This is a genomic window from Pseudoalteromonas sp. Cn5-37 (assembly GCF_021532495.1).
In the GTDB taxonomy this organism is placed as follows: domain Bacteria; phylum Pseudomonadota; class Gammaproteobacteria; order Enterobacterales; family Alteromonadaceae; genus Pseudoalteromonas; species Pseudoalteromonas simplex.
The window spans coordinates 61128-87545 of the sequence record NZ_JAKGBA010000009.1 but is presented as its reverse complement, the minus strand read 5'-3'; the positions used below and the strand labels follow the sequence as shown (position 1 = coordinate 87545).

The following is a 26418-nucleotide window of genomic DNA, read 5'->3' as shown; positions in this document are numbered from 1 at the left end:
TTATTTATCACCAGAGGCATGAAAGGCATTACCAAAAAATAAGGCATTGCTTAGTAATCGACTCGTGCCGTACCAGTAACCACGGAATACTGGGTTATCTGTCATGCCTATCACACTGCCTTTGCCATATGAATGCGCAATGAGGCCAGCAGCACCCGCTACTTGCTCTACGTTTACGTCATCAGTAAAGCCAGCTAAAAGCGGTTTATCTGTGTAAGTAAGCACATTAACAAATGGGGCATCTGACTTCTCAAGTAGCCAAGTGCTATTCTTAAACACAGGTAATGTATTACGATTCAGCGAATAGGTAAGTGGATGAGATAAATCCACTGAGGTATTAAAAATAGCCCCTGCAATACGCTGACGGCCTGCTAAGTCATCTTTATCAGCATAGCTAAGCCCTGTGGTATCAAAGGCACTCGCTACATCACGACGAGATAAGTAATTGGCTTTTAGTAGCTGCTGATCGGCTAAGAACTTAGCACCGCCTTTGTGACCCCAAATAACACCGCCTTTACGCACCCACGACTTAATAGCCACTTTAGTCGCATCATCAAGACGATTGAAATTTCCGTGCGCTAAAATAATATGGCTGTAGTTTTCAAGGTCGATGTTACCTAAACGTTCCATTTCGATAATGCTTGGCGCTGTACCAACAAAACGATCTAAGTAGTACCACACTTCTCCCAGCTCATACTGGCTAGTTCCTTGACCACCCACTAGCAATACTTTAGGCGCTTTCACAACCGCCATTGCACGAGAACCTAAATCAGCCCCCTTCACCGTTAAGCCCGAACTAATGGGTGTAATTTCAATGCCAAACTCATTCTGTGCTTGGTTTAAATAACTAACCCAGTTGCTATCAGTTTGCAGACCAGCAGGAACAAGAATACTACCTGGCTCAAAAGCGATTTCACCTGATGGTGTTTTTGCTGTTAGTGGGCTTAATGCCACACGTGCTTTCACGCCTTGCTCGAGTAAGCTATTAAGCATTTTTGGCGCTAGGTAGTCATCCCATTTGAATGCGTAAGCATAGCTTTGCGGTAATGCTGCAAAGCTTGACTTAACACTTTGCTGCCAAGGCATTTTTGCCACATTTAAACCCCAGTTGCTGCTTACCTTTGCAAATTCTAGGTTGAAGGCATGAGCAAGTGTCCAGCCAGATACATCATAAAACGTATTATCAACAAAACGCTGCTGCTCACTGAAAATTGCTTTAATTAAACGAAATTGTGGCTGTGCTAATGGCACATAATAGCTCTGCTCAGAAAAGCTTTGACCGTTTACTTTTAACGGCTCTTCTAACATGTACGCATTGATTTGATGTTGTCTAAGTAAATCAAGGAAGTATTGCATGCGGCTTTGATCAGCGCCGCCTTTAACTACATACCCTTTAAAGTCTTCATCACCAGCAAGATCAACTGCTTTGTTGTAAAATTTTGCTTGATAATCAAGTAAGTCTGTACGGTTATCAATCGCTGCTTGGAATGTCGATAAGCTAGTTAATAACTGATTTTTAATTGTAAACGGGAAGCTTAACGGACCGTTGATCGTTTCTTGTAAGTGACCACGCGAGCTCGCTTGTTCAAATAAGATGCCTACACCGCCATTGACGTCTGGGTAAGTTGAGCCTTTACCATAGTAAAAGTCATCAAAGCTTTCTTCAGTGAAGTAAAGTGCGTTGTGCTCATCAAGTGTCTTTGCATGATAGTTTGCAATTGCTTTAGTCAGCGTGACATTTTCTTCAGGCGTGATTGGGTGCTTACGAGTTGGGATCCCTGGTTGGAAAAAATAAGTGCTGTTTGGGCCCATCTCATGGAAGTCAGTTAGGATATTCGGTTTCCATTGGTGAAACTGTGCAATACGTGCACGTGATTCAGGATGTTGTAGTAATAACCAGTCGCGGTTTAAATCAAACAAGTAATGGTTAGTACGGCTACTAGGCCAACTTTCGATATGCTCACGAGTTTGCGGATCTGATGATAACTTCATGCCACGGTTGCTGTTTGCCCAATTTGCAAAACGCGCTAAGCCATCAGGGTTTAATGATGGGTCGAGTAAAATAACCGTGTTGTTAAGTAAGGCGTCAATTTCTGGGCCCTGTGCAGCTGCAAGGTAATACGCAACCAGTAACGACGCATTGCTACCTGATGATTCATTACCGTGAACACTGTAACCCATCCAAACAACCGCTGGCTGCTTACTTGAGTCACTTGCTTCACCATTTAGGCGAGCTAAGTGAGCCTTACGAATTTGCTCAACTTGGCCAAGTTTGTCGGACGCTGTAATTGTTAGCATCACCAATGGACGCTGCTCATGAGTACGACCGATTACTTTAAAATTCATTCGGTCACTTTTTTCAGCAAGAATTTGCATATATTGCACAAGCTGATCGTGACGTACATGCCACTCACCCACTTCGTAGCCTAACACCTGTTCAGGAGTCGGAATACTTGGGTCAAATTTCACATCTTGTTCAAAGTAATAAGAAAGAGGTTTTGCTAATGCGCTAACGCTCACTAGCATGGTTAATATTGTTATTATGAAACGCATAGATAGCACCCGTAATTATTTGATGTTTTAACGCTACCATTCGATAAAATAGATGCAACTTTTTACGCTCAACACTGGCGACAACACGATGAGCGGAGTATGATACACAGTATCCGAGTAATTTAGTCAAGTATAGTCCGTTTTATGATCTCTATTTCTGAATCTGCACAATCTCATTTTGCTAAACTTTTAGCAGACCAAGCTGAACAAACAAACATTCGTGTATTTGTAGTAAATCCAGGTACTTCGCAGGCTGAGTGTGGTGTATCTTACTGCCCAGAAGACGCCGTTGAAGCGACTGATATTCGTCTACCATTCAATGGTTTTGATGCCGTTGTTGATGCAGAAAGCGCCCCTTTCTTAGAAGAAGCTGAAATCGATTTTGTAACTGACAAAATGGGTACTCAGTTAACGCTTAAAGCACCAAACGCAAAAGCACGCAAACTTAGCGATGATGCGTCACTACAAGAGCGTGTTCAACACATGCTTGAAACCGAAGTTAATCCACAGCTCGCAAACCACGGCGGTCAAGTAAGCCTAGTAGAAATTACAGCTGACGGTATCGCGGTACTGCAATTTGGCGGTGGCTGTAACGGTTGTTCAATGATTGACGTCACACTTAAAGAAGGCATCGAGAAAGAAATGATCGCCAAGTTTGACGAAATCAACGGTGTAAGAGACATTACTGATCACCAATCTGGTGAGCACTCTTACTACTAACCGGTATCTAAAGCATGCTTCAAAAATGGGTATTTCGCTTAGGTAGCGATCCCAAATTAAGCTTAAAACGCTTTCTTCGCGGCCTAGCACTGTTTGTGCTAGCCGTGATTTTTATTGCCATAGGTTATTATGGGCCCGCACTATTTCAATTAATTGGCCTAGTCATACTCGCAGTGGCTTTATTCTTTGCTGGTTGGGGCTATTTAGGTATTTTTGCCAACCGCTTCGCGCAAGTTTTAGAGCGCTCTTCACCCAAAAATCACGACCCTGATTTGTGGAAGTAATTTAATCTAATAATTGCTGATTATTGACAATTTTACGGTAGCGAAACCACAGCGTTAACCCGCGCATCAGCATAAAGCTGGTCATCGCAAACCATAAACCATGATTTTGCCAGCTACTCACTAACCAAAACAGTCCAAAAAAGCCCACTAAAGCACTAAATAGCATAGTATTACGCATATCTTTAGCACGGGTTAAACCAACAAATATGCCATCAAATAAGAAGCAGCCCATCGCCGCGATAGGCAATATAATCACCCAAGGAAGGTAAACCGTTGCAAGACTGATAACTTCGGGCACATCGGTAAGTAAGCGAATAATTGCCTCACCAAATAATAAAAATATAAAGCTATAAAACAGCGCAAATAACCCGCCCCAAAATAGGCTCAAGTTAACCCATAACTTAATCTGCTTAGCGCTGTGCTCACCTTTCGCTTTACCGACCTTAGCTTCACTCGCATAAGCAATACCATCAAGCGCAAAGCTCACCAACATTAAAAAGTTTAGCAATACGGCATTAGCCGCTAAAGTTGTTTCGCCGATCCGTGCGCCATAAAAAGTCATAAAACTAAAACACAGCTGGAGTGCTAGTGAGCGAATAAAAATATCGCGATTTAAGCTCACCAAATCAAGTAACTTAGCAACACTTAACCAGGCTTTCACGGCAAGGTTGACACCTTGCTTTTTGGCGAGCTGAGCAACTAACATAAGTGCAAAAGCAAGGGCGATATAATCAGCAATTAAAGACGCCCACGCAGCTCCAGCCACACCCCAATCAAGAAACACCACAAAATAAATATCAAGCACGATATTGGTAATATTGGTGATTAGTAATAAATAAAAAGGCCCGCGGCCATAATGAACACCTAGCATCCAACCAAGTAAAACCAAATTACATAAAGCAGCGGGCGCACTAAAAATACGAATAGAAAAATAGCTATTTGCTTGTTCTAAAACAGCTTCATTAGCATTTGATAAATATGCCATTAAGGATTGAATAGGTATACTCAGCGCTATTAATAACAGCGCAACCGCTGTTGCTAGTAACAAGCTGCGCTTTAATAGCTCAGCGAGCAAGGTATGATCGCTTTTACCATAAGCTTGGGCAACCAAACCTGTGGTACTCATGCGCAAAAAGCCTGCTAGCCAAAATAATAACGAGATAACTGCTGAGCCCAGCGCTATACCAGCCAAATAGTGAGCGCTTCCTAAGTGGCCGATTACAGCAGTATCAACTAAACCTAACATTGGCACGGTAATATTTGATAAAATCATCGGACCGGCTAATAACAGTAAACTTTTATGGTGTGCCTTATGACGTTTAAGAAAATGTTTCATGTAGTATTTGCAGTCCTGTTAGGTTTATCTTTGCGCGCCCATGGTGCAGTCATTCTACAGTATCACCACGTCAGTGAAAGCCTTCCTGCGGTTACCAGTGTCAGTAGCGAAACATTCACTGAACATATGCAATATTTAAAAGATAATAACTTTAACGTTATTCCATTAGATGAACTCATTACCTCATTACAAACAGGCCAACCGCTAACAGATAAAACCGTCGCGATTACCTTCGACGATGGCTACAAAAATAACTATGAAGAAGCAGCGCCCATCTTAGAAAAATTTGGCTATCCGTACACTATTTTCGTCAATCCCGAGCTAATTGATGAAGGCAAAAGCTATGTAATGACTTGGCAGCAGTTAAAGGAGCTATCGAAAAAAGGTGCCTTAATTAGCAACCATACGCAAATTCATAATTACTTACATCGCAAACAACCAGGCGAGAGTGCAGAAGCATGGCTTGCACGTACTAAAAAAGACATTTTATCTGCCCAGCAGCGAATTAAAGAAGAAATTGGCCATGATTATAAATACCTCGCTTACCCTTATGGCGAGTTTAATAATTCATTGCAACAACTAGTAAAATCGCTAGGCTTTGTTGGTATAGGTCAGCATTCGGGTGCTGTTGGTATCCACTCTGACTTTACCCGATTACCACGTTTTCCAGCATCGGGCTTTTATTCAAAGCTTGAAACACTTGCCACTAAACTCGACTCTCAAGCATTCACTATCAAACAGCTCACCTACTCAGATAGTGTGACAGACGAAAACCCACCTAGTTTAACGATGCAATTTGATATGCAGGACTTTCATAAAAGCCAGTTTGCTTGTTATGTATCAGGTATTGGTCAAGCTGATTTAACCTGGCTTAGTAAAGATACGGTGAAGATCACATCACCTGAAAAACTGAAAAAAGGCCGCTCTCGCTTTAACTGCACGGCCCCTTCTATCGCGAAGAAAGGTAGCTATTATTGGTTCTCTCAACCTTGGGTTATTGTACCTTAACTGCTTGTTTTAGCATTTGCGCTGTGACCTTATCAAGGCGAACCACTTCATTAGCCGCATTGAGTTCGACTGCGGCTTTTGGCATGCCCCATACCACTGACGATAATTCATCTTGCGCGATGGTGTAAGCTCCTGCTTGATTTAATGCGAGCATGCCTTTTGCGCCATCGCTGCCCATACCGGTCAATAACGCAGCCACAACCGCTTTAGGGCAAGCCACAACCAAGGAGTTAAATAGCACATCAACCGCTGGGCGATGGCGATTAACCAACTCATTAGTATCAAGCTGGCAGTATAGGCCGCCTGCTTTTTTCACTACACTTAAATGCTGATCGCCTGGCGCAATGTACGCCCAACCTGACTGTAACTTATCGCCATGTTCAGCCTCCTTAACACTAATTTTGCAGGTTCTATCCATGCGCATCGCAAACGAAGTACTAAAAACCGGCGGGATATGCTGTGTAATCACTATCGGTGGACAGTTTTCTGGCATGCGCACAAGCACTTCTTTAATTGCTTCTGTTCCACCTGTTGAAGCACCAATTGCAAGTACACTATTGGGCTTAAATTGCAGTGCTGTTAAGGCGCTATCGTCTTCAATTTTTGTTTCTTTAAATGCACGTATTCTTGCACCTGCGGCTGTGCGTACTTTTTGCTGAAGTAAATGTGCATATCGCTGCAAGTTTTCTGTTACATTGATAGTTGGTTTAGCAATAAAATCAACAGCACCAATTTCGAGGGCTTCCAGTGTAATGGGTGAGCCTTTTTGAGTCAGTGTTGAAATCATCACAACTGGCATAGGACGAAGGCGCATCAAGTTTTTTAAAAAGCTTAATCCATCCATTTTCGGCATTTCGATATCCAGCGTTAAGACATCAGGATTGAGGCGCTTAATTAAATCTCGGGCTTGATAAGGATCTTCTGCCGCGCCAACAACTTGAATGTCTTCTGCTTGCTCGAGTACTTCCTTGAGTAAACCACGGATCAAAGCAGAATCATCAACTATGAGTACTTTGATCATTTGCTCTCCTAAAATAATTCAATATCCGTTTCTGCATCTTGCTGTTCGATATCGTGTAGGTATTTGATTTCACGTTTTTCGAGCTTATCTGAATGCAGTTCACGCATTTTTTTTACTTGGGCTTTACCTGTTTGAGGATCAAACATCACCTTTCGGGGCCAAGGCCCACCGACATCATGAGATACTAAATCTAAACCTTCCTCAAGTATATAAGCATTTGCAAAACGAATGTTGCCAACACCAATATCAGTCATTGAGCGGATTATTTTCCCTCCGCCAAACAGTTTTACTTTGAGATTGCGCCTAGAAGCACCGTTTTTAAGGATTTCATTGATCAGATATTCCATTGCCCAGTTACCGTAACGACAATTAAGACTATGAGCATTACTAGGATCGACTCCTTTTTCTGCAGGCAACATAAAGTGATTCATGCCGCCAATTCCTAGGCCTTCATCATAAATACATGCTGCAATACATGAACCAAGCACTGTCGTGATCAATTCATCAGTTTTAGAGACATAAAACTCGCCAGGTAATACCTTAGCAATTACCTTCCCACGACGATTATCCCAAAACCGTTTCACATGCTCAAAGCCAGATATAACAGGCCGGAAGTGACTATTCATGATCCGCCCCTTTGGTAAATAGTCTGGCCTAAGTTTTTAAATTCCTTATGATCCTTCCCTAATGTCTCTGAATGCCCTAAAAATAAGTAGCCAGTGTTAGTCAGTAAGTCGTGATAGCGTTTAAAAAGTTCGTCTTTGGTTGGCTTATCGAAATAGATAACAACATTACGACAAAAAATCACATCAAACGGTCCTTTCATAGGCCAGCTCTGTAATAAGTTTAGACGCTTAAAAAAAATGTTCTTTTGTAGTTCGGGCTTTACTTTATAAAGTTCTCCATCGTGGCTTTTCAAAAACCAGCGCTTAAGATGGCTTTTGTCTAGTCCATTCACATTTGCTGCGGTATAGGTGCCAGCCTGCGCTTTTGCGAGTACATTTGAGTCTAAATCGGTGGCTAAAATTTTCACATCCCAATCGGGTGGAAATAAACCATGCAATGTCATAGCAATCGTATAAGGCTCTTCGCCAGTGGAACAGCCAGCTGACCAGACCCTTACCCGCTTTTGTTTTGCATTACCAACCAATAGTTTTGGCACTATAGTATTTTTCAGGTAATTAAAGTGATGGGGCTCACGAAAAAAAGAAGTCAGATTAGTGGTTATAGCATTAATAAATTCACTGAACTCTTGCTCTTTATTCTCATCAAGAAAACCTAAGTACTCCCTAAAACTCTTTAGCTTGTGATGGCGGATACGTCTTGCTAAACGCGAGTAAACCATTTCACGTTTATGCTCCGCCAATACAATGCCACACGCATCGTACACCTGAGAAGAAATAGCCTTGAAATCATTATCCGTTAATAAAAACTCTTTCATGTGTTAGACCCTGCAGCTGTAACAGTCGGTGCAATTAACTTATTAGAATAAAGTCGGGAAGAGTTTAAAACTCTTCCCACTCGTCACTGGGATCAACAAAATTGTTGCCTTTTGGTGCCGAGCGCACTGGTGAGCTTGGCTGTTTAGCTGCAGGCGCTGAACTAGCGCTGTTTGAAATATCAACTTCGTTATTTGATAACGAGAAGAAGTTTAACAAGCGGCGCATATCATTTGCTTGTTCAGCCATTGATTCGCCCGCAGCTGATGCTTCTTCAACTAAAGCTGCATTTTGTTGAGTCATTTCATCCATTTGAGCGATGGCTTTATTAACTTGCTCAATGCCAGAGCTTTGCTCTTCTGATGCTTGGGCTATATCAGAGATCATTGCCGTAACTCTTTGTACTGCTGTTACTATTTCTTGCAATGTTGAACCTGATTCATTAACAAGTAATGTACCATCTTCAACTTTGCCAACACTGTCTCGGATTAATTCTTTGATTTCTTTTGCTGCGGCGGCTGAACGCTGTGCTAAGTTACGGACCTCACCAGCAACAACAGCGAAACCTCGGCCTTGCTCACCTGCTCGTGCAGCTTCGACTGCAGCATTCAACGCAAGTAGGTTTGTTTGGAAAGCTATTTCATCAATCACACTAATGATGTCAGCAATTTTCTTACTCGATTCATTAATTGCCGACATGCTGGTTACGGCGCGATTGACAACTTCACCACCTTTTTGCGCTTTTGTACGCGTTTCTTCCGCAAGTTCATTCACTTCTTTTGCATTATCAGCATTTTGACGAACCGTACTGGTCATTTCTTCCATGCTTGATGCTGTTTCTTCAAGTGATGAAGCTTGCTCTTCAGTCCGTTGACTTAAATCTGCATTACCTTGCGAAATTTCTTCTGCACCACTGGCAACGAGCGTTGCAGAGGTATTAATGCGATTAATCACTTCAGTAAGCTTATCAGCTGTGGCATTTGCATCACGTTTTAACTTATCGAATGAACCTTGGTACTCTTGTTCTATTCGTTTTGATAAATCACCATTTGCCATGGCATCAAGCATATTGCCCGTGTCTTTTACTGCATCATCGACGATACTAACTAGGCTATTCAAGCCCTGCGCTAGACGTAAGAAGAATCCTTGTTTGCCCGCTTCTTCAACACGCGCTTCTAAATCACCATTCCCGGCAGCAGCAACAAGGCCTGCAATTTCTTTTTCAATCGCCACTTCAGCTGTTCTATCTTCCCACTCTACAACCGTACCAATTCGTTCGTTTTCTGGCGTAAAGATAGGGTTTGCAACTAATCCAAATGTTCGACCACCAACATATATTTCAGTGCTATATGTGCTACTCAGCTTCGCCAGCATATTGCGCTGATGTGCTGGGTTTTTATGGAACACATCAATATTTTGACCAATGAGGTTACTACTGTTGAAATTAGGTAAGTCTTTACGTAAATCACTTTCAGCTGCTTTCATCATATTTAAAACAGCTTCGTTCATGTAAATAATATTATTGCCGGCATCTGCAATCATGGTATTGGTTGCCACACGGTCTAACGCGCGTCGAACACGAAGATTCTCTTCTGCTTCACGTTTTTCAGCTTCCGCTTTTGCCACGCTATCAGTGATATCTTGCCATTCAACAATTGTTCCTAGACGACTTCCAGATACACTGAGCCACGGCGTTGCTATTAAACTAAATATTAAATCCGCAATTTTAAGCGTTGTTTTAAAAGGCTCGGTCAAGGTTCTTAGTACTTCACGCTGATGAGATGGTTGCTTATGAAAGTCATCAACACAGGTGCCAACTAAGCTATCAACCGAGAAGTTTGGCAGCACCTCTTTTAAAGCTTCTTCACGAAACTTAAGCATTTTTTGTACTTGGTCGTTAACAAAAATAATTTCTAGGTCATTATTAGCAATCATCACATTGGCTTGGCAGACCCGAAGCGCGTTTGACAGATCTGCATCACGCTTAGATTTTTTTTCTAGCTCTTTTTGCGCTGTAATATCACTGGCAAACTTAATAACTTTAACGACATTGCCATTACTATCAATAATTGGGTTATAGGTAGCTTGAATCCAAATTTCTTTACCATTTTTGGCAAACCGCTTGAATTCATCTGACATAAATTCACCTGTGCGCAAGCGCTGCCAGAACTGTTGGTATTCAGGACTTTGAGTTTCTTGGTCATCAACAAAAATTGCGTGATGTTGCCCTTGAATTTCTTCAAGTCGGTAACCCATGGCATTCAAAAAATTAGCATTCGCAGTGATTATGTTTCCACTTGGTTCGAACTCAATAACTGCCAGCGATTTGTTCAGTGCTGCAACAACTAAATCATTATTTGACTCAACGTTTTTAGGACTACTAAACCATCCCATACCCTTCACCTTCTTGTTAATCTACCCAATTAAATGTCCATTGTTTTTTGTAGGTCTAGTAACGCGACCATCTTTTCACCCACATTGACTAAACCCGCAACAAATTGAGTGTTGTCTGAGTCAGACAAGTGCGGCACCGCTTTCGCTTCATGCTCTGCAATGCTATAGACATCCGACACGGCATCAACCACGATACCCATAATTTTACATGTGCTCTCTAGTTTAACTTTCAGTACAATAACGACAGTTAACGGTCCATAAGTGACAGCGGGCAAGCCAAAGCGCAGCCGTAAATCAATAATAGGAACTATAGTGCCGCGCAAATTTATAACGCCTTTAACAAAGTCAGGTGAGTTTGGAATTTCAGTAATTTCTTCCCAACTACGAATTTCCTGTACCGTAAGAATATCTACACCGTACTCTTCATCAGCCATGAAAAAGGTTAAAAACTGTTTAATATCTTCGTCTTGCCCGATATTCAGCTTACTTTGTAGGTCATCGTGCTCAACAATCATGACGCCTCCAAATTAGCTTTTGATTCAATAATTAACTCTTGGCTTCCTGGCTTCCTTAAGCCTGACAATTTAATTAAGCCGCTGATATCTATAATTAAAGATACTCTGCCATCTCCTAAAATTGTCGCTCCTGATACACCATCAACTTTTTGATAATTCGCCTCTAAACTTTTAATAACCACTTGTTGCTGTGATAATAAATCATCAACCAACAAACCAACTTTTTGATTATCGCTCTCAACAACAACCAACAAAGTTCTATCAAGCGTTTCTATCGCACCTTTGTGATTAAAAATATTGTAAAGCCTTAAAATTGGGATGTACTCATCTCTCAAACGAAGTACATCTAAATCTTTACCGACGCGACTGACTTTGCTGATATCAATTTGTAGTGACTCAATAATAGAAATGAGTGGAATAATGTATGTATGCTGGGCAACTTTAACCAATTGACCATCCAAAATAGCTAGAGTAAGAGGTAACCGGATGGTGAAGGTTGAACCGACACCTGGCGCTGAAGCCACCTCAACCGAGCCACTGAGCGCTTCGATATTACGCCTAACCACGTCCATACCAACACCGCGGCCAGATAAGTCACTCACTTGATCCGCTGTCGAAAAGCCAGGTAAAAAGATAAGCTCATTAATTTCGTTATCGTTTAAATCCTCACTTTCAGAGATCAAGCCATTTTTTATCGCCTTTTCTCTGATCTTTTGCGTGTTGAGCCCCTGACCATCATCCATAATTTCGATAACAATATTACCGCCTTGATGAAATGCATTAAGCGTAACAGTGCCAACAGGGTCTTTGCCCGCAGCAACACGCTTATCAACTGTCTCTAAGCCATGATCTAAGGAATTTCTCACTAGATGCACCATAGGATCAGAAAGCTTCTCCATCACCGTTTTATCTAGTTCTGTTTGTTCACCAAGCAATTTAAGCTCAACTTGTTTATCCAACTTTTGCGAGATATCACGAACTAACCGAGGGAAGCGACTAAATACAAAGCTTATTGGTAACATGCGAATACGCATGACATTTTCTTGTAAGTCACGAGTATTATGTGCCAGTTGCGCTAAGCCCTCTTGTAACGAGGCGATGGTTGCTTCGGTGATTTCTTGCTCACCTAACTGGCTTAACATCGCTTGAGTAATAACTAACTCACCCACCATGTTGATCAATGAATCAACTTTGTCGATACCAACCCTGATTGAGGTTGACTCTGCATTGGCTGTGGTCGCTTTAACGGGTACTGGTTTTTTCGTATCAGTAGTTGGTTTAACTGGAATAGGCTCGGCTTCTTTCTTTGGTTCGACAACTGCTGTAGCCGTTTCAGTCGTTGTAATTTCTTCATCACCAAACAAGCCACCGCACAATGTGATAGCAATGTCAGCGTCATCCTCAACCCACTCAAAAATTTCTTCTATGCAACTTTGCTCTTTGTCTGTGGTTAAGAAAAAACGCCATGATAAGAAACAGTCTTCGGGGGCAAGGTTAGTAATATCGGGGACATCATCTTGAAAGGCTTGTGTTTCTAGCTCACCCAACTCAGCAAGTTCACTGATCATGTACAGTGGTTCATTGCCAGTTTTAAATAAATGATGATGGGGTTTGAAGTCAATTTGAAAGGTATTTTTTATGTTAGTTTCGTTACTAACTGCCTGCTGCTGAACAACTTTGCTCTTAGAGCGCATGCCCAGAATTTCTTCAAATTTAACCCGTAACTCATCAGCCTCTGTTAAGTCTGGCTGCTGCTCCGCTTGTAATGTTCTTAACAACGCTCTTAAGCAATCAACCGACTTGAGAAGTAGATTAACGTGTTCTGCGGTTAAGGTACGAGAGCCTTCACGGATTTGATCTAACAAAGTCTCAAGTACATGAGTAAAGTCAGCAACGGCGCTGAAACCAAAGGTACCACTGCCTCCTTTTATTGAGTGTGCAGCACGGAAAATTGTATTTATCGTTTCCAAGTCTTCTTCGCCTGGCACCAAGTTCAATAACTCGGCTTCCATTGCATCAAGACCTTCGAAGCTTTCTTCAAAGAAAACCTCAAAAAATTGGCTTAGATCTATACTCATGCCCCGCTCCTATTATTAGCGAATCACTTTTTTCAATACCGCTAACAATTGCTCAGGATTAAATGGTTTAACAATCCACCCTGTTGCTCCAGCAGCTTTACCTTCTGTTTTTTTATCAAGCCCTGACTCTGTAGTCAGCATTAGTAGTGGTGTAAATTTATAATTAGGTAAGCTACGCAGCTCGCGAATAAGAGTAATGCCATCCATGACAGGCATATTCACATCAGAAATAACCGCATCAAAACCTTGTTGCTTAGCGATATTTAGTGCTTCGCTACCATCTTTTGCTTCTGTTACATCGAAGCCTGCTTTTTTTAGTGTAAAGCTGACCATTTGGCGCATTGATGCAGAATCATCGACAGCTAGAATTCTCTTCATAAAAACCTCTTAATTGGCATTTTCAAGCACAAGATAATGGCTTAAACCCAAACTAGTAATTGCTTGTTGCAAAGGCTTGCTTTCACCAACCCATATGATTTTGTGTTGTACTGAAAGCAAATGTTTTTGCAGCGCACATAAAAGCTGAATTGACGCCGTATCAGCTCGTGTCACTTCACTAATATCAAGACAAATATCGTCATTCGCAGACAATTCTTGTAGCAAATCTTGATGGAGTGTTTCGACCTGAGTAATGGCTAATTCAATAGGGAGCTTTAACATTATTTGAATCTTCCCTGCTTAAAACAATTCATAATAAAAGCTTAGACTGACTAAACGAAATTGCCATAAATTGCTTTAAAAAATAGTAAATTTTTTTAGTAGCTTAGCGAGTTATGGCAAAAAATGTATTTACTATTGTTAGCTAATATCGCAAGGCAAATGCTTTATTCTGCATAATAGTCTGCTATTAACTTAAACTCCTCCGTTAACTTGCTAGCATCTACTAATGGCACATTACCTTGCTTAAATTGTGGTTTAAAAATAGCTCTAACAGAGCCTGTAGGATCAACTAAAACAACTGATGCACTATGATCAACTGCGTATTCTTGCTGATCGCTATCGTTAATTGCGTAAATTAAGCCTAACTCTCTTATAAATGGAAAAAGTTGTTTATGCGGACCTGAAACAGCAAGAAAGTTAGGATTAAAGTAATCAATATAAGCTTTACGCTTTTCAGTTGTGTCACGCTTTGGATCAACAGCAACAAACCATACTTGTACTTTGTAATCTTGACTTAACTGTTTTTGAATCGCGGTTAGTTTTGCTAGTGTCATTGGACAAATATCTGGGCAACTGGTGTAACCTAGAAAGACCAAATTCCAATGATCCATAAATTGGCTGTTATCTGCAGGCGCACCATGTTGATCAGTTAATAAAAAAGGACTAATCGGTTTCGCTTGCTCATAAACCAGCGCTTCCACCTCAGGGACGCTATTATTTTTTTCACATCCAGCAATAAATAACACCAAGCCCATAAATAATAAAGCGACTATTCGCGTCATAAAACTAACCATTTATCAATAAATAAGACAATAAAGAGTAGCATTAAATGCACAATTGAAAAACGAAATAAGTCCATTGCCGTATCATCTTTAGGTGCTATTTTCAGCTTCAGCGCCTTATAAATGAAAACAGCATTTAGTATGCTCGCCCCAAGCAAATAAATTAGCCCTGACATACCAATTAAGTAAGGGAGTACACACACTAACGCGAGTAAAATGCTGTAAGCCACTACACATGTTTTACAAAATTCAATACCGTGAGTAACTGGCAGCATCGGAATTTTTGCCCGCTCGTAATCACTTTTACGTGCAATCGCTAATGCCCAAAAATGTGGTGGGGTCCAGGTAAATATAATCATCACCAATAACCATGGTGCAGCAGCCATATGGCCAGTTTCAGATACCCATCCTAACAGCGGTGGCATAGCTCCAGCCAAACCACCAATAACAATATTTTGCGGTGTGGCACGCTTTAAAAATGAAGTGTAAATAAAGGCATAGCCAACAAGCGCAAACAAAGTAAGAATGGCTGTAAGTGTATTCGCCCAAATCACAAGCATCATAAAACCTATTACGCCAATCACTCCAGCAAAGCTCAAAGCGTGCTGTTTACTGAGTCGACCTTTTGCCACAGGGCGATGGCGCGTACGTGCCATTTTACTGTCGATTTCACTATCAACAACATGATTGATCACAGCAGCTGCGGCCGACAGCAAACCAATGCCTAGCAAGCTTGCTAGTTGCACAAATACTCCTCGCCCAACATCAGGAGCTAATGCCAGACCAACCCATGCTGTGAGTACAAGCATGGCAACCACTTTAAATTTACTGATAGCTAAGTAATCTTTAAGTAACTCTGAGCTTTGAATAAATAATGATTTTTCTGAGCTTAGTAATAATGCCATCACAGCCTCCTAGGTTCTTATTTTTAAGTGGAAGCATAGTCTTACCATGCTAAGCAGTAACAATGCGGCCATTAGGTTGTGCGCAAGCGCAACACTTAATGGAAAGTGCCAGTGCACAACAGCTAGACCTAAACAGATTTGGCACAACAAAGCGATTAATACAGTGACGGTACAGTGCTTAATTTTTCGTGAGTAACAGCGTGAATATATGCGCCACATGATCAGCGCTAACACTACACAAGTAACCAGCGCCCAAATACGATGCAGCAAATGAATAGACATACGCGCTTGCTGCGATAGCACACCATATTCATAGGTACTGTGCTCGAGCGGTAATTGAAAAACGCTCTTCAAAGAAAACGGTTGTCCGTAGCTACACAGCGGTAAGCCATTGCAATGTGGAGCTGCATAATTCGCCGCAAGCCAGCCACCCAATGCAATTTGCAGTATAAGCACCACCAAGCCCACCAGCGCTAACCGGTAATATGGCTTTGCGCCGCTATCACTGCTAGCAACAGGTTCGGTCTTTAAACGTAGATACAATAAAAACAGCAACGACAAAATACTAAAACCGCCGAGCAAATGCCCCATTACAACTAAAGGTTGTAGGTTCATAGTGACAGTCCACATGCCCAATACGGCTTGGAATACCACCAGTAATAATAGTGCTAATGGCAGCTTAACCGGCATATTTGGATATTGACGTTTTAAAAATGCAAAAACAAACAAAGCTAAAATTAATAGGCCAAGGGCACCGGCAAAATAGCGGTGGATCATTTCTTTCCATGCTTTTGCAGCCTCAAACATCATATCAGGGTAGTTTTGCTCAACATGTAACAGAGCAGTTTCATGTTTTGGCACGGTTAAAAATCCATAGCACCCAGGCCAGTCAGGACAGCCAAGCCCAGCATCACTCAGCCGTGTATAAGCACCAAGCCCAACAACTAAGATTGAGAAGAAAACGGTAATTAAGACTAAATATTTATAATTTTTATACATCTTTATCCCCTTAATGAGGTTTAACTTGAACGCGCATAGTTAAGTAGTTTCTTTAAGTCTTTAAGTAAGCCTTTTTGAATCAGTCTGTTTTGTTCTGGCTCAGCCGTGTAGGGGTAATGCAAAACCACTAAGCCCATGTGATCAACTAAATATAGGTCTCCCGCTTTGAGTGCAGGACTTACTGCTAATTGACGCCAATTTGCCGATACCTGCTGTTGATTTGTCAGTACCGCCACATCCACTTTTTGCTGATTTTTACCTAAAGCGACATATAGGTTATCTAGACTGGCTAATTGGCTTGCACAAACATCAGTGCACTCTTTTGGATAATTAAGCGCAATAGTCCATTGTTTAGGTTCGCCTTGTTGCCAATCAACTAGCTTCACTTCTTCACTTAAAAGCTCACCATGATTACTCGAACCACTCGGTAACCACTCAAGCTTTAATGCTGCATATGCAAGTGCCAACGGCACAAAACAGCATAAAACGAATAAACTAAGCGGGTTTATTTTCATAACCTCTCCTTCTCATCGCAAAATAAGCAATAACAACACACGCTAAGCCGATTAATAACCACTGCACGGCATAGGCGTAATGTTTATCTGGCCCCATCACGACACTCTGGTAATGCGGGGTTGCAATACCATCTGCTTCATTGCGATAACCAATAAAGTCTTGTAAGGGCTTTGCTAATTGAGCACTAAAAATTGCTAAGTCGATGCCTTGAATACGCTTAGGCCAGCCTTGCTCTGCACCAATCTCATCGGCAAGTGTGAAGCCTTGTAAGTTGCCTTGTTTCAATTGCACAGTAGCCGTAAAGCTTGTTGATTCTGGCCACACAACGGTTGGCAACTGGCTACGGTTTGTTGGAGCTTTTAGCCAACCAAAGTTAACGATTAAAGGCGCGGTTTCACCGGTAATTGTCATCGCTACTAGTAAGTCATAGCCCACTTGCCCCTGATAAATTTGATTATCAAGAAGCCAGTACTGTTGTTTATTTACCTCGCCAGAGACTTTGACTTGCAAGCCCGTTTTGTTCAGCTCTTTAGGTAAATTTTGCAGCTCTTGCCAATTCAAAACTCCTTGCTCTTTCGAAACGGCTAACTGGCTTAGTTGCTGCTGTTTTTGCTCGCCTCGCTGGTATTGCCAAACGCTGAGTCGTAAACAAATAAGCACTGCAAGTATCACAACGCAAATTGCGATAATTGAGCTAAGCTTTTGTTTGCGCCATAAAATTAACTGCATTTGGAATACCTAATATGATTAAAATCATTATTGTTTTGTTATTACTTTATATTCTGTTCAACCTGTTTAGAGCGCTGTTTGTGATGATGTCAGCAAAAGAGCACTCGAAACCCATGTCGCATTACTTAGGTCGTCGAGTGCTGTTTTCAGGTATTGTGCTGGTGCTCATCATTGCCGCAATGAAATTGGGCTTTATTCACACCAACCCGTCGCCGCTTCACAAAGCTACAGCACGTAAACAAATACAAATAAACACAACCACACCACATCAACAAAGTGCCAATACCAAGCAGCCGCTTGAAAGGCAAAATGCTTTTCACTCGTGAAGTGGCCTTTAAAAATTCTTAGTAGCACTACAAATAAAATAATGGTTCCAAGTGTCACGTGCATACCGTGAAAGCCCGTTAACAAGAAAAAGGTATTCCCATAAACGCCCGCATCTAAGGTCAAACCTAGATCTTGATAAGCATGCATATACTCATAAACTTGTAAGCCAAGGAAAATCACACCTAATAGCACGGTTAAAGATAAAAACACCTTCAGGGCGCCGCGCTTATTGTTTTCAATAGCAACATGGGCAAAGTGAATTGTGACCGATGAGGTAAGTAGAATAAGCGTGTTGATCAATGGTAGACCTTGCCAGCCCATAGCTTGTGTGGTCTCGCCCGCTGGCGTAGTTAATAGCGGCCATACGGCTTCAAAGGTTGGCCAGAGTACTTCATTGGTCATAGCATTATTACTTGCGCCACCAAGCCAAGGCACCGAAATCATACGGGCGTAAAATAGTGCGCCAAAAAATGCCATAAAGAACATAACTTCAGAGAAGATAAACCAGCCCATACCTTGTTTGAATGAACGATCCATTTGCGCTGAATAAAGCCCTTTATGAGACTCTTCAATAACGTTTTTAAACCAGCTAAAAACCATATAGATTAATATGGCAATGCCTAGATACAACACATACTGGCCACTACTGCTCTCACCACTTACTTGCATCACTGTTAAACCAGCACCAACAGCAATTAAAAACATCGCGATGGCGCCAACTATTGGCCAAGGACTCTCGGCTGGAACATAGTATTTTTCATAATTTTGATTCATTTTGTTTGCTCCCAATTAGCAATTAGCTTGGCGGCTTTTAATCGTTTTTAGCCACAACATGCCCGCTAATATCAAACACGGTATACGACAACGTCAGTTCCTCAACATCGTCGGGTAACTCAGTATCAACATAAAACAACAAGGTAAACTCCATTTCTTCACCGGCTTTCATTGGCTGCTGATCAAAGCAAAAACAGGCGATTTTATGTAAGTACTTTGCCGCTTTACCCGGTGATACTGATGGAATTGCTTGCATGACTTTGTCTTCATTACTGGTGTTTTTCGCTGAGAATTTAACTTCACGCATGGCACCAGGTTGTACTGCCACACTGTATTGCTCAGACTGCACCTTAAATGGCGCTCCGCTTTGAGCGTGAGTGGTAAAGCTGACATCAACTTGACGCTGTGTATTTATTGATTCACTCGCGCTCGCTTTTTCTAATGATGGCTTACCATTCAACCCTGTAACGTCGCAAAACACGTCGTAAAGCGGCACCATTGCAAAAGCAAAAGCAAACATGAGCAAGCATGTAATCAGCAGTTTTTTTAGCAAAGGTGCATGGTTCATTACTTAATCTCCGGCGGTGTTTCAAAGGTATGATAAGGTGCTGGAGAATCGACTTCCCACTCTAAACCTTCAGCTCCATCCCATACTTTGGCAGGCGCTTTTTCGCCCCCTCTGGCACATTTAAATACCACCAACACAAACAACAGTTGCGATAAGCCAAATGCAAAACCACCAATACTGATAATGGCGTTAAAGTCAGCGAATTGCAGTGCATAGTCAGGAATACGACGCGGCATACCGGCAAGGCCAACAAAGTGCATAGGGAAGAACAACACGTTGACACTGATTAGCGATAACCAAAAATGCCATTTCGCCAGCGTTTCGTTATACATGTTGCCGGTCCATTTCGGTAACCAGTAGTAGGCCCCCGCCATAATTGAGAACACAGCTCCTGTCACAAGCACATAATGGAAGTGTGCCACCACAAAATAGGTATCATGATATTGAAAATCTGCCGGTGTAATCGCAAGCATCAAGCCAGAGAAACCACCTAAGGTGAATAACACAATAAAGGCGATGGCAAACATCATCGGAATTTCGAAGCTAATTGAACCGCGCCACATGGTGGCCACCCAGTTAAACACTTTAACGCCCGTTGGCACCGAAATGAGCATGGTCGCGTACATGAAAAACAACTCGCCTGCCACAGGCATCCCAGTGGTAAACATATGGTGTGCCCAAACGATAAAACTTAGCAGCGCAATCGATGAAGTTGCATACACCATAGACGCGTAGCCAAATAGCTTTTTGCGCGAGAAGGTAGGTACGATAGTCGATATAATGCCAAAGGCTGGTAAAATCATGATGTACACTTCAGGGTGACCGAAGAACCAGAAAATGTGCTGGAACATCACAGGGTCGCCCCCACCGGCTGCATCAAAAAAGCTGGTTGCAAAGTATTTATCGGTCAACACCATAGTGACCGCCCCTGCTAAAACAGGCATAACAGCAATTAACAAAAATGCAGTGATTAACCATGTCCAAACAAATAGCGGTAGCTTCATCCACGTCATACCCGGCGCTCTTAGGTTGACGATGGTCACGATAACGTTAATCGCCCCCATAATTGAGCTGATACCCATGATATGTACAGCAAATACAAACAGTGCGGTGTTGTCGTTACTGTAAGTTGTTGATAGTGGTGCGTAGAAAGTCCAGCCAAACGCAGGACCGCCACCCGGCATGAGTAACGAAGCTAAGAGGATTAAAAATGCGAAAGGCAATATCCAAAAGCTCCAGTTATTCATACGTGGTAAGGCCATATCCGGTGCGCCTATCATCATAGGTACCATCCAGTTTGCAAGCCCAGTGAACGCGGGCATAACGGCACCAAACACCATGATCAAGCCATGTACGGTAGTCATTTGATTAAAAAAGTGCGGATCGACTAACTGTAATCCAGGCTGAAACAGTTCAGCGCGGATCACCATTGCCATTGCTCCGCCAATTAAAAACATGGTGAGTGAAAAAATCAGGTATAAACTCCCGATGTCTTTATGATTGGTGGTGTAAAGCCAACGCTTAAAACCTTTAGCAGGGTGATGATGGTCGTGATGCGCATGCCCAGTTGCTTGCTCGTTAATAACGTTACTCATTAGTTCGCCTCCGCTGCTGCATCAATCGCGGCTTGAATTTGACTCGGTTGGATAACATCGCCGGTGTCATTACCCCACGCATTTCGCTTATAAGTAATAACCGCAGCAAGTTGCTTGATTGAAAGCTGTTTATCAAACGCTTGCATTGCTGTGCCAGGCTTACCGTGTAACACAATATCTATGTGATCTTTTACATCACCTAATACAATCGGGCTGCCTTTAAGTGCTGGAAATACGCCAGGTAGGCCCATACCGGTAGGTTGGTGGCATGCAGCACAACTAGCCATGTAGACTTGCTCACCCAAGGTCATAAGCTCTTCTTTCGGTAATGTTTGATCAAGCAAAGCAGCATCTGCTGCGGCCGCATTGGCTTTTTCTTGCTTAGCATCTGCAAGCCAATTAGCAAACTCATCTTCAGGTAAAGCTTTCACCACTACAGGCATAAAGCCATGATCTTTACCGCATAACTCAGCACATTGGCCACGGTACACGCCTGGCTCGTTAATACGTGTCCACGCTTCATTGATAAACCCAGGATTTGCATCCTTTTTAACCGCAAAATCAGGCACCCACCATGAATGAATTACATCGTCTGAAGTCATTAAAAAGCGAACTTTTTTATTGATAGGAAGTACTAGCGGTTTATCTACTTCAAGCAAATAATGTTCAGTTTTCTCTGCTTGGTTGTCTATTTGATCTTTAGGAGTAGATAGAATCGAGTAATAGGCAATGTCTTCACCCATGTACTCGTAATGCCACTTCCATTGTGAGCCCGTCACTTTAATGGTGATATCGGCTTTAGAGGCATCTTCCATGGCAATTAAGGTTTTTGTGGCAGGCACAGCCATGGCGATTAAGATGACAAATGGAATGGCAGTCCAAAGTATTTCAACTTTTGTACTTTCATGAAATTGGGCAGGCTTGGCCCCTTTGGATTTACGGTGGTGTATTAAAGCCCAAAACATCACCGCAAATACGATGATGCCGATTACACAGCAGATAATAAATATCGTCATGTGTAACTCATAAACATTATTACTTATATCGGTCACCCCTTTACGCATATTGTATTGGCTATTTGCCAATGCAAGCTCAGGAAGTGCAAACAATATAAGCCACAAGGCGTAACGCAGTTTACCCATGTGACGGCTCCTTTAGATGCTATTGCAAGACGCAAAGCGAAAAGGCGATACAACAAGGTGCCCATTCGTTTTTCTTATTGTTCAGAGCGACTACGTATCATTTTGACCCACTTATGATACCGACCCCTTGACTAACACCTCGCACATTTTTGTGTCTTTTTATTAATTAGGTGTTAATACAGTGTATTAACCAATTAGTTAAAAAATGACCAATAAGCAAGTTTTAATGATAATAAATGTTTATTTTGGTGCAGAAATAACAACTATAATCAGCGCGTTATTTAATGTTTAGGAGTAAGAACGAAATGTAAAAAGAGAGGAAAACTGCGCCATATAAGGCTTTAAATGAAGAGTAAGGATTCACAAATCCTAAGTAAGTAGTAAAATTTCAGTGGCGCACCAAATTGAGTCAATTTGATGCACCAAATTGGGAACGTTTACATCCAGTCAGCGTTACGAATAACACCTACCGCTAACCCCTCGATGTTGAACGACTCATGCTCAAGGTCAACCTCAATAGGCGAAAACTCTTCGTTCTCAGCGTGTAAAAGTACTTTGCGACCCGCTTTTTCTAGACGCTTAACTGTTACATCTTCATCGACTCGAGCTACAACTACTTGCCCGTTTTCAGCAACTTGTGTTCTGTGTACTGCAAGCAAATCGCCATCCATAATACCAATGTCTTTCATACTCATACCATTTACACGCAGTAAGAAATCGGCTGCAGGTTTAAATAATGAAGGATCAACTTGGCAGTGACTTTCAACATGCTCTTGCGCCAAAATAGGTTCACCAGCTGCAACACGGCCAATTAAAGGTAAGCCTAGTTGCTCTGGCTCATCTTCTTCAATTAACTGAATACCGCGACTCGCCCCAGGCTTCATTTTGATCATGCCTTTTTTAGCCAGTGCTTTTAGGTGTTCTTCAGCAGCGTTGGCACTTTTAAAACCTAATGTTTGAGCTATTTCAGCACGCGTAGGTGGCATGCCTGTATCTTTAATAAAGACTTTAATTAGTTCTAAAATTTGCGATTGGCGTTTAGTTAATGGGCGCATACAACTGGTTTTCCATACAGTACATTTAACTGTGAGTATATACAGTTATTTGAAAATCGCAAATTTAAATTAACCCCATCATATTGCTACAAAACTAACATTGAACCACACCGAAAGATGCCATAAGGTATTAGCTTTAATTAGCAGGCTAAGGAAACACAATGAGTATTTGGCACCACCCAATCACGTTAGAGCTTTGCAAAGAGCTAGAACAAGGGATCACCGGTCAAGGCACTTTAATGAAAACTATGGGCATTGAGGTGACTGAAATTGGTGATGATTATTTAATGGCAACTATGCCTGCTATTCCTGAGCATCATAACCCTATGGGTATGGTTCATGGCGGAGCAAACGTTGTATTAGCAGAGACAGTGGCAAGCTATGCAGCCAATTTCGTGGTTGATTTCAATAAGTTCTATGCTGTTGGCCAAGAAATTAATGCCAACCACATGAAAGCGTCACGCAAAGGAACGTTAACAGCAACAGCAAGACCGCTGCATTTAGGTAAGCGAACATCTGTTTGGGATATTAAAATTACCAATGCCGCAGGAGAGCTTTGCTGCGTATCAAGAATGACCGCAGCTGTTGTAGAGCGATAAATTCTGGCTATTTTTCGACAGGATAAATAGTAATTTCAATCCCTGCGCCAATTGCAGAGATACGTAACAAGGTATCGGCATGCAGGGGTTGGTTAAAGCATTTAGGCGAATTACCTGATTCAAAGCCTATATCAAATGTACGCTTTGAGCACGATAACCACTGTTTTAATGCATTGCGCGAGCATGACTCAATAAGCTCGCAAAGCTGGTTAATGGCTTTATCTGGAGAGCTGATATCTGCGGTTGCTTCAATACGTGCTAGTTGGCGGTATTCATCTTGGTCATAATGTAAAACCATGGCGTTTTTCTTCAAATCAGCAACAAGCGCACTAATATCGTGCTTTGATTCAAGCTCCAGATCTACATTTAAAAATTGAATTTCCGACATACTCTCGTTTTTACCCTCTATTGATATCGACTGAAACTTTAACTCAGTTTTGTATATATACCAAATCTAGAATACAGTTAATGCGACATTATGCCGCATTGGCAATCTAGCTAAACAACCTAAAATAGCGCCCACATAACAATAATAACGGGGTAATTATGAATAAACGCCTGTTTAAGTATGCTCGTAAAGGGCATAAATGGCTTGGTTATTTACTTGCTTTACAGATCTTTTTTTGGCTTTTAGGTGGGCTTGTGATGAGCTCATTACCACTTGAAAAAGTGCATGGTAAGCATCTGGCTAATCGCAGTTTAAGTAGCCCATTTTTATTGTCGGACTACCCTGCTTCAATTGATAAAATAACAGCGCAATTTGAGCAAATCGAAGGTATTAAATATAGCCATTTTTTAAATACCCCGATTATAGAAGTTACATCCTCTAGCGGTACGTTTACTTTTGATGGCAGAACAGGTGCTAAAATGCCTGCACCGAGTAAAGCGCAAATCATTGAAAATGCGCAAGCTCACCTGCTTATTGACGCAAAAATAACGCAAGCGCAGTTATTAACAAAAGGGCCAAGAGAGGTCGGCCGCAAAGCCAATGTTTGGCAAGTTAGCTTCGATGATTGGTTAACAACAACCTTATATTTAGATAGCCAAACCGGTAACCTTATTACTGTGCGCAGCACCCTGTGGCGGGTTTTCGACTTTTTCTGGATGCTACACATTATGGATTATGATGAGCGTGAGAACTTTAACAATCCACTACTCATCAGCTTCTCGGCCACCAGCGTACTATTTTGTATTACAGGAGTTCTCTTGTTACTACAAAACGTTCGAATTAAACGTAAAAAGCCAGCTACACGTGTTGGTCAATCAAAATAGGATTGCCATCTGGGTCGGTGATAATAAAACTCGCGTCACCGGCCTTTTGTATTTCTAATCCTTGTTGCTGAAATTGTGCAGCTAATTGCTCAAAGGTTGCAAATTCATCCAAAGCTTCAGCATTTTGATCCCACCCTGGGTTAAAGGTCAGCATGGTTTTGTCGAACATACCTTGAAACAAACCAATTAAATGTTCACCGTTTTTCATAATTAGCCAATGCTGTTCTATCTCCCCAGCAAACTCGTTGAAACCTAGCTTTTCATAAAACTGCTTTGAAGCACGAATATCTTTGACATTTAAACTCACTGAGAAGGCACCTAATAACATAGTTGTAATTCCTTTAATTAAAACGGCCTAACAACTATAGCTGAGTTGAAAAACTTTTCATTTTTAGAATAGTCGCTCTAAAATAGCGCTTCCTGTAGTTCACTGATGTGATGGATATGCGTTTATTTCTATACTTAGCCCTGTGTTTTATTTTCACTTTCCCTATATCCGCTAAAGAATTTTCGAGCTTTTACAGTGCCAAAAAGCATTTAATTAAGAATCTACCAAGCAACAGTAAAAGCTTATATTGTGGTTGCGACATAAAGCGCCAAGGTAAAAAACTTGTGCCAGATCCTGATGCGTGTGGTTATATTCCTAGAAACCCTGTCACCCGCTCAGGAAAAGAGAATGCCCGCGCAAAAAGAATAGAGTGGGAGCATATTGTGCCTGCCTGGGAGTTTGGTCATCAATTACAATGCTGGCAAGATGGCGGTCGTAAAAACTGTAAAAAGGTCAGTGCGAAATTCCGTCAAATGGAAGCCGATATAAATAACCTTGCCCCTGCTATAGGCGAGATCAATGCTGACCGTTCAAACTTTCGCTACGGCATGGTGTCAACATCAAGTGCAAGTTACGGAGCATGCCCTGTAAAAATCGACTTTAAGCAGCGCGTATTTGAGCCACCCATTTATGCAAGAAAGCAAATAGCCGATACCTATTTTTATATGCAAAAAACCTATGGCTTAAAAATATCAGACAAACAACGCAAGCTATTTGAATCGTGGCAAAAGCTTGAAATAGCTGAAATGAGCAATCGTAAGTTACTCTAATAGTGAAATTTTTATGGGCTTCTAAAGTACAAAAAGAGCTCCGTATTTC

29 protein-coding genes are annotated in these 26418 nt (G+C 41.7%); 7 read left to right on the top strand and 22 right to left on the bottom strand.

The window, feature by feature from the left end:
• Entirely contained in the window at positions 1 to 2553 is a 2553-nt protein-coding gene (locus tag L1266_RS12635; protein ID WP_187490152.1) for a M14 metallopeptidase family protein, read from the bottom strand.
• Positions 2554 to 2697: 144 nt separating this feature from the next.
• On the opposite strand from L1266_RS12635, the gene nfuA reads away from it, so the two are divergent.
• Together nfuA and L1266_RS12625 are read left to right on the top strand one after the other, a co-directional pair.
• Complete coding sequence (nfuA, locus tag L1266_RS12630) at positions 2698 to 3273, top strand: Fe-S biogenesis protein NfuA (protein WP_054554437.1); 576 nt, start codon at positions 2698 to 2700, stop codon at positions 3271 to 3273.
• Positions 3274 to 3287: 14 nt separating this feature from the next.
• Positions 3288 to 3557, top strand: coding sequence for a hypothetical protein (locus L1266_RS12625; RefSeq protein WP_235377645.1), 270 nt, complete (start codon positions 3288 to 3290; stop codon positions 3555 to 3557).
• A 1-nt stretch (position 3558) separates the two neighbouring features.
• On the opposite strand, the gene dinF is transcribed toward L1266_RS12625, so the two are convergent.
• A complete protein-coding gene (gene dinF / locus L1266_RS12620; RefSeq protein ID WP_235377644.1) occupies positions 3559 to 4893 on the bottom strand; it encodes an MATE family efflux transporter DinF in 1335 nt (444 codons plus the stop codon).
• Here dinF and L1266_RS12615 point away from each other — a divergent pair.
• Positions 4870 to 5901: a polysaccharide deacetylase family protein gene (locus L1266_RS12615; protein WP_235377643.1), complete on the top strand. Its 1032-nt coding sequence runs from the start codon at positions 4870 to 4872 to the stop codon at positions 5899 to 5901. The two genes, dinF and L1266_RS12615, sit on opposite strands and share 24 nt — an antisense overlap.
• Here the strand turns inward: L1266_RS12615 and L1266_RS12610 are convergent.
• The 13 genes from L1266_RS12610 to L1266_RS12550 all read right to left on the bottom strand — a co-directional run bounded on the left by L1266_RS12610 (position 5888) and on the right by L1266_RS12550 (position 17939).
• Positions 5888 to 6922 (bottom strand): protein-glutamate methylesterase/protein-glutamine glutaminase, encoded by a 1035-nt coding sequence (locus L1266_RS12610; RefSeq protein ID WP_187490151.1) that lies wholly within the window; start codon positions 6920 to 6922, stop codon positions 5888 to 5890. The two genes, L1266_RS12615 and L1266_RS12610, sit on opposite strands and share 14 nt — an antisense overlap.
• Before the next feature lie 8 nt (positions 6923 to 6930).
• On the bottom strand, positions 6931 to 7548 hold the full coding sequence (gene cheD / locus L1266_RS12605) for a chemoreceptor glutamine deamidase CheD (RefSeq protein WP_235377642.1): 618 nt from the start codon (positions 7546 to 7548) through the stop codon (positions 6931 to 6933).
• The gene (locus L1266_RS12600; RefSeq protein ID WP_054554442.1) at positions 7545 to 8363 is read right to left on the bottom strand and encodes a CheR family methyltransferase; all 819 of its coding nucleotides are present in this window, start codon (positions 8361 to 8363) and stop codon (positions 7545 to 7547) included. The genes cheD and L1266_RS12600 overlap by 4 nt, the downstream gene beginning before the upstream one ends.
• Before the next feature lie 64 nt (positions 8364 to 8427).
• Entirely contained in the window at positions 8428 to 10755 is a 2328-nt protein-coding gene (locus L1266_RS12595; protein WP_138601015.1) for a methyl-accepting chemotaxis protein, read from the bottom strand.
• 29 nt (positions 10756 to 10784) lie between these two features.
• Positions 10785 to 11270, bottom strand: coding sequence for a chemotaxis protein CheW (locus tag L1266_RS12590; protein WP_054554444.1), 486 nt, complete (start codon positions 11268 to 11270; stop codon positions 10785 to 10787).
• Positions 11267 to 13348, bottom strand: a complete 2082-nt coding sequence (locus L1266_RS12585; RefSeq protein ID WP_187490150.1) for a chemotaxis protein CheA — start codon at positions 13346 to 13348, stop codon at positions 11267 to 11269. The genes L1266_RS12590 and L1266_RS12585 overlap by 4 nt, the downstream gene beginning before the upstream one ends.
• A 15-nt stretch (positions 13349 to 13363) precedes the next feature.
• A complete protein-coding gene (locus L1266_RS12580) occupies positions 13364 to 13726 on the bottom strand; it encodes a response regulator (RefSeq protein ID WP_054554446.1) in 363 nt (120 codons plus the stop codon).
• Positions 13727 to 13735: 9 nt separating this feature from the next.
• A complete protein-coding gene (locus tag L1266_RS12575; RefSeq protein WP_054554447.1) occupies positions 13736 to 14008 on the bottom strand; it encodes an STAS domain-containing protein in 273 nt (90 codons plus the stop codon).
• A gap of 164 nt (positions 14009 to 14172) precedes the next feature.
• Entirely contained in the window at positions 14173 to 14790 is a 618-nt protein-coding gene (locus L1266_RS12570) for an SCO family protein (protein WP_235377641.1), read from the bottom strand.
• A complete protein-coding gene (gene cyoE / locus L1266_RS12565) occupies positions 14787 to 15695 on the bottom strand; it encodes a heme o synthase (protein WP_054554449.1) in 909 nt (302 codons plus the stop codon). The genes L1266_RS12570 and cyoE overlap by 4 nt, the downstream gene beginning before the upstream one ends.
• Positions 15696 to 15704: 9 nt before the next feature.
• A complete protein-coding gene (locus tag L1266_RS12560) occupies positions 15705 to 16694 on the bottom strand; it encodes a COX15/CtaA family protein (protein WP_054554450.1) in 990 nt (329 codons plus the stop codon).
• A gap of 20 nt (positions 16695 to 16714) precedes the next feature.
• Positions 16715 to 17209 (bottom strand): hypothetical protein, encoded by a 495-nt coding sequence (locus tag L1266_RS12555; protein ID WP_054554451.1) that lies wholly within the window; start codon positions 17207 to 17209, stop codon positions 16715 to 16717.
• Positions 17190 to 17939, bottom strand: coding sequence for an SURF1 family protein (locus L1266_RS12550; RefSeq protein WP_235377640.1), 750 nt, complete (start codon positions 17937 to 17939; stop codon positions 17190 to 17192). The genes L1266_RS12555 and L1266_RS12550 overlap by 20 nt, the downstream gene beginning before the upstream one ends.
• A 14-nt stretch (positions 17940 to 17953) precedes the next feature.
• Here L1266_RS12550 and L1266_RS22415 point away from each other — a divergent pair, with 14 nt between their 5' ends.
• Positions 17954 to 18265 (top strand): DUF2909 domain-containing protein, encoded by a 312-nt coding sequence (locus L1266_RS22415; protein WP_328260340.1) that lies wholly within the window; start codon positions 17954 to 17956, stop codon positions 18263 to 18265.
• On the opposite strand, the gene L1266_RS12540 is transcribed toward L1266_RS22415, so the two are convergent.
• The 5 genes from L1266_RS12540 to lexA all read right to left on the bottom strand — a co-directional run bounded on the left by L1266_RS12540 (position 18165) and on the right by lexA (position 23400).
• Complete coding sequence (locus L1266_RS12540) at positions 18165 to 19040, bottom strand: cytochrome c oxidase subunit 3 (RefSeq protein ID WP_138601007.1); 876 nt, start codon at positions 19038 to 19040, stop codon at positions 18165 to 18167. The genes L1266_RS22415 and L1266_RS12540 overlap by 101 nt on opposite strands.
• A 37-nt stretch (positions 19041 to 19077) precedes the next feature.
• Complete coding sequence (locus L1266_RS12535) at positions 19078 to 19608, bottom strand: cytochrome c oxidase assembly protein (RefSeq protein WP_054554454.1); 531 nt, start codon at positions 19606 to 19608, stop codon at positions 19078 to 19080.
• Complete coding sequence (gene ctaD / locus L1266_RS12530) at positions 19608 to 21203, bottom strand: cytochrome c oxidase subunit I (RefSeq protein WP_054554455.1); 1596 nt, start codon at positions 21201 to 21203, stop codon at positions 19608 to 19610. The genes L1266_RS12535 and ctaD overlap by 1 nt, the downstream gene beginning before the upstream one ends.
• Entirely contained in the window at positions 21203 to 22345 is a 1143-nt protein-coding gene (gene coxB / locus L1266_RS12525) for a cytochrome c oxidase subunit II (RefSeq protein ID WP_138601005.1), read from the bottom strand. Before coxB ends, ctaD begins: the two co-directional genes overlap by 1 nt.
• Before the next feature lie 437 nt (positions 22346 to 22782).
• A complete protein-coding gene (gene lexA, locus L1266_RS12520; RefSeq protein ID WP_054554457.1) occupies positions 22783 to 23400 on the bottom strand; it encodes a transcriptional repressor LexA in 618 nt (205 codons plus the stop codon).
• 161 nt (positions 23401 to 23561) lie between these two features.
• Here lexA and L1266_RS12515 point away from each other — a divergent pair, with 161 nt between their 5' ends.
• Entirely contained in the window at positions 23562 to 23999 is a 438-nt protein-coding gene (locus L1266_RS12515; protein ID WP_054554458.1) for a PaaI family thioesterase, read from the top strand.
• A 7-nt stretch (positions 24000 to 24006) separates the two neighbouring features.
• Here the strand turns inward: L1266_RS12515 and L1266_RS12510 are convergent, their stop codons facing one another.
• Complete coding sequence (locus L1266_RS12510) at positions 24007 to 24387, bottom strand: hypothetical protein (protein WP_054554459.1); 381 nt, start codon at positions 24385 to 24387, stop codon at positions 24007 to 24009.
• Between the two features lie 158 nt (positions 24388 to 24545).
• Here L1266_RS12510 and L1266_RS12505 point away from each other — a divergent pair, with 158 nt between their 5' ends.
• Positions 24546 to 25271 carry a hypothetical protein gene (locus L1266_RS12505; RefSeq protein ID WP_166341145.1) on the top strand — a complete coding sequence of 242 codons (726 nt, stop codon included), beginning with the start codon at positions 24546 to 24548 and terminating at the stop codon, positions 25269 to 25271.
• On the opposite strand, the gene L1266_RS12500 is transcribed toward L1266_RS12505, so the two are convergent.
• Positions 25246 to 25599, bottom strand: coding sequence for a VOC family protein (locus tag L1266_RS12500; RefSeq protein WP_054554461.1), 354 nt, complete (start codon positions 25597 to 25599; stop codon positions 25246 to 25248). The genes L1266_RS12505 and L1266_RS12500 overlap by 26 nt on opposite strands.
• Positions 25600 to 25715: 116 nt before the next feature.
• Between L1266_RS12500 and L1266_RS12495 the strand changes: the two genes are divergently transcribed.
• Positions 25716 to 26369 (top strand): endonuclease, encoded by a 654-nt coding sequence (locus L1266_RS12495; RefSeq protein ID WP_166341147.1) that lies wholly within the window; start codon positions 25716 to 25718, stop codon positions 26367 to 26369.
• Positions 26370 to 26418: the final 49 nt, after the last annotated feature.

Bases quoted from the DNA above. Each gene is read 5' to 3' on its own strand.
- L1266_RS12635 (WP_187490152.1), bottom strand. From the start codon at position 2,553: ATGCGTTTCATAATAACAATATTAACCATGCTAGTGAGCGTTAGCGCA.
- nfuA (WP_054554437.1), top strand. From the start codon at position 2,698: ATGATCTCTATTTCTGAATCTGCACAATCTCATTTTGCTAAACTTTTA.
- L1266_RS12625 (WP_235377645.1), top strand. From the start codon at position 3,288: ATGCTTCAAAAATGGGTATTTCGCTTAGGTAGCGATCCCAAATTAAGC.
- L1266_RS12615 (WP_235377643.1), top strand. From the start codon at position 4,870: ATGACGTTTAAGAAAATGTTTCATGTAGTATTTGCAGTCCTGTTAGGT.
- dinF (WP_235377644.1), bottom strand. From the start codon at position 4,893: ATGAAACATTTTCTTAAACGTCATAAGGCACACCATAAAAGTTTACTG.
- L1266_RS12610 (WP_187490151.1), bottom strand. From the start codon at position 6,922: ATGATCAAAGTACTCATAGTTGATGATTCTGCTTTGATCCGTGGTTTA.
- cheD (WP_235377642.1), bottom strand. From the start codon at position 7,548: ATGAATAGTCACTTCCGGCCTGTTATATCTGGCTTTGAGCATGTGAAA.
- L1266_RS12600 (WP_054554442.1), bottom strand. From the start codon at position 8,363: ATGAAAGAGTTTTTATTAACGGATAATGATTTCAAGGCTATTTCTTCT.
- L1266_RS12595 (WP_138601015.1), bottom strand. From the start codon at position 10,755: ATGGGATGGTTTAGTAGTCCTAAAAACGTTGAGTCAAATAATGATTTA.
- L1266_RS12590 (WP_054554444.1), bottom strand. From the start codon at position 11,270: ATGATTGTTGAGCACGATGACCTACAAAGTAAGCTGAATATCGGGCAA.
- L1266_RS12585 (WP_187490150.1), bottom strand. From the start codon at position 13,348: ATGAGTATAGATCTAAGCCAATTTTTTGAGGTTTTCTTTGAAGAAAGC.
- L1266_RS12580 (WP_054554446.1), bottom strand. From the start codon at position 13,726: ATGAAGAGAATTCTAGCTGTCGATGATTCTGCATCAATGCGCCAAATG.
- L1266_RS12575 (WP_054554447.1), bottom strand. From the start codon at position 14,008: ATGTTAAAGCTCCCTATTGAATTAGCCATTACTCAGGTCGAAACACTC.
- L1266_RS12570 (WP_235377641.1), bottom strand. From the start codon at position 14,790: ATGACGCGAATAGTCGCTTTATTATTTATGGGCTTGGTGTTATTTATT.
- cyoE (WP_054554449.1), bottom strand. From the start codon at position 15,695: ATGGCATTATTACTAAGCTCAGAAAAATCATTATTTATTCAAAGCTCA.
- L1266_RS12560 (WP_054554450.1), bottom strand. From the start codon at position 16,694: ATGTATAAAAATTATAAATATTTAGTCTTAATTACCGTTTTCTTCTCA.
- L1266_RS12555 (WP_054554451.1), bottom strand. From the start codon at position 17,209: ATGAAAATAAACCCGCTTAGTTTATTCGTTTTATGCTGTTTTGTGCCG.
- L1266_RS12550 (WP_235377640.1), bottom strand. From the start codon at position 17,939: ATGCAGTTAATTTTATGGCGCAAACAAAAGCTTAGCTCAATTATCGCA.
- L1266_RS22415 (WP_328260340.1), top strand. From the start codon at position 17,954: ATGATTAAAATCATTATTGTTTTGTTATTACTTTATATTCTGTTCAAC.
- L1266_RS12540 (WP_138601007.1), bottom strand. From the start codon at position 19,040: ATGAATCAAAATTATGAAAAATACTATGTTCCAGCCGAGAGTCCTTGG.
- L1266_RS12535 (WP_054554454.1), bottom strand. From the start codon at position 19,608: ATGAACCATGCACCTTTGCTAAAAAAACTGCTGATTACATGCTTGCTC.
- ctaD (WP_054554455.1), bottom strand. From the start codon at position 21,203: ATGAGTAACGTTATTAACGAGCAAGCAACTGGGCATGCGCATCACGAC.
- coxB (WP_138601005.1), bottom strand. From the start codon at position 22,345: ATGGGTAAACTGCGTTACGCCTTGTGGCTTATATTGTTTGCACTTCCT.
- lexA (WP_054554457.1), bottom strand. From the start codon at position 23,400: ATGCGCCCATTAACTAAACGCCAATCGCAAATTTTAGAACTAATTAAA.
- L1266_RS12515 (WP_054554458.1), top strand. From the start codon at position 23,562: ATGAGTATTTGGCACCACCCAATCACGTTAGAGCTTTGCAAAGAGCTA.
- L1266_RS12510 (WP_054554459.1), bottom strand. From the start codon at position 24,387: ATGTCGGAAATTCAATTTTTAAATGTAGATCTGGAGCTTGAATCAAAG.
- L1266_RS12505 (WP_166341145.1), top strand. From the start codon at position 24,546: ATGAATAAACGCCTGTTTAAGTATGCTCGTAAAGGGCATAAATGGCTT.
- L1266_RS12500 (WP_054554461.1), bottom strand. From the start codon at position 25,599: ATGTTATTAGGTGCCTTCTCAGTGAGTTTAAATGTCAAAGATATTCGT.
- L1266_RS12495 (WP_166341147.1), top strand. From the start codon at position 25,716: ATGCGTTTATTTCTATACTTAGCCCTGTGTTTTATTTTCACTTTCCCT.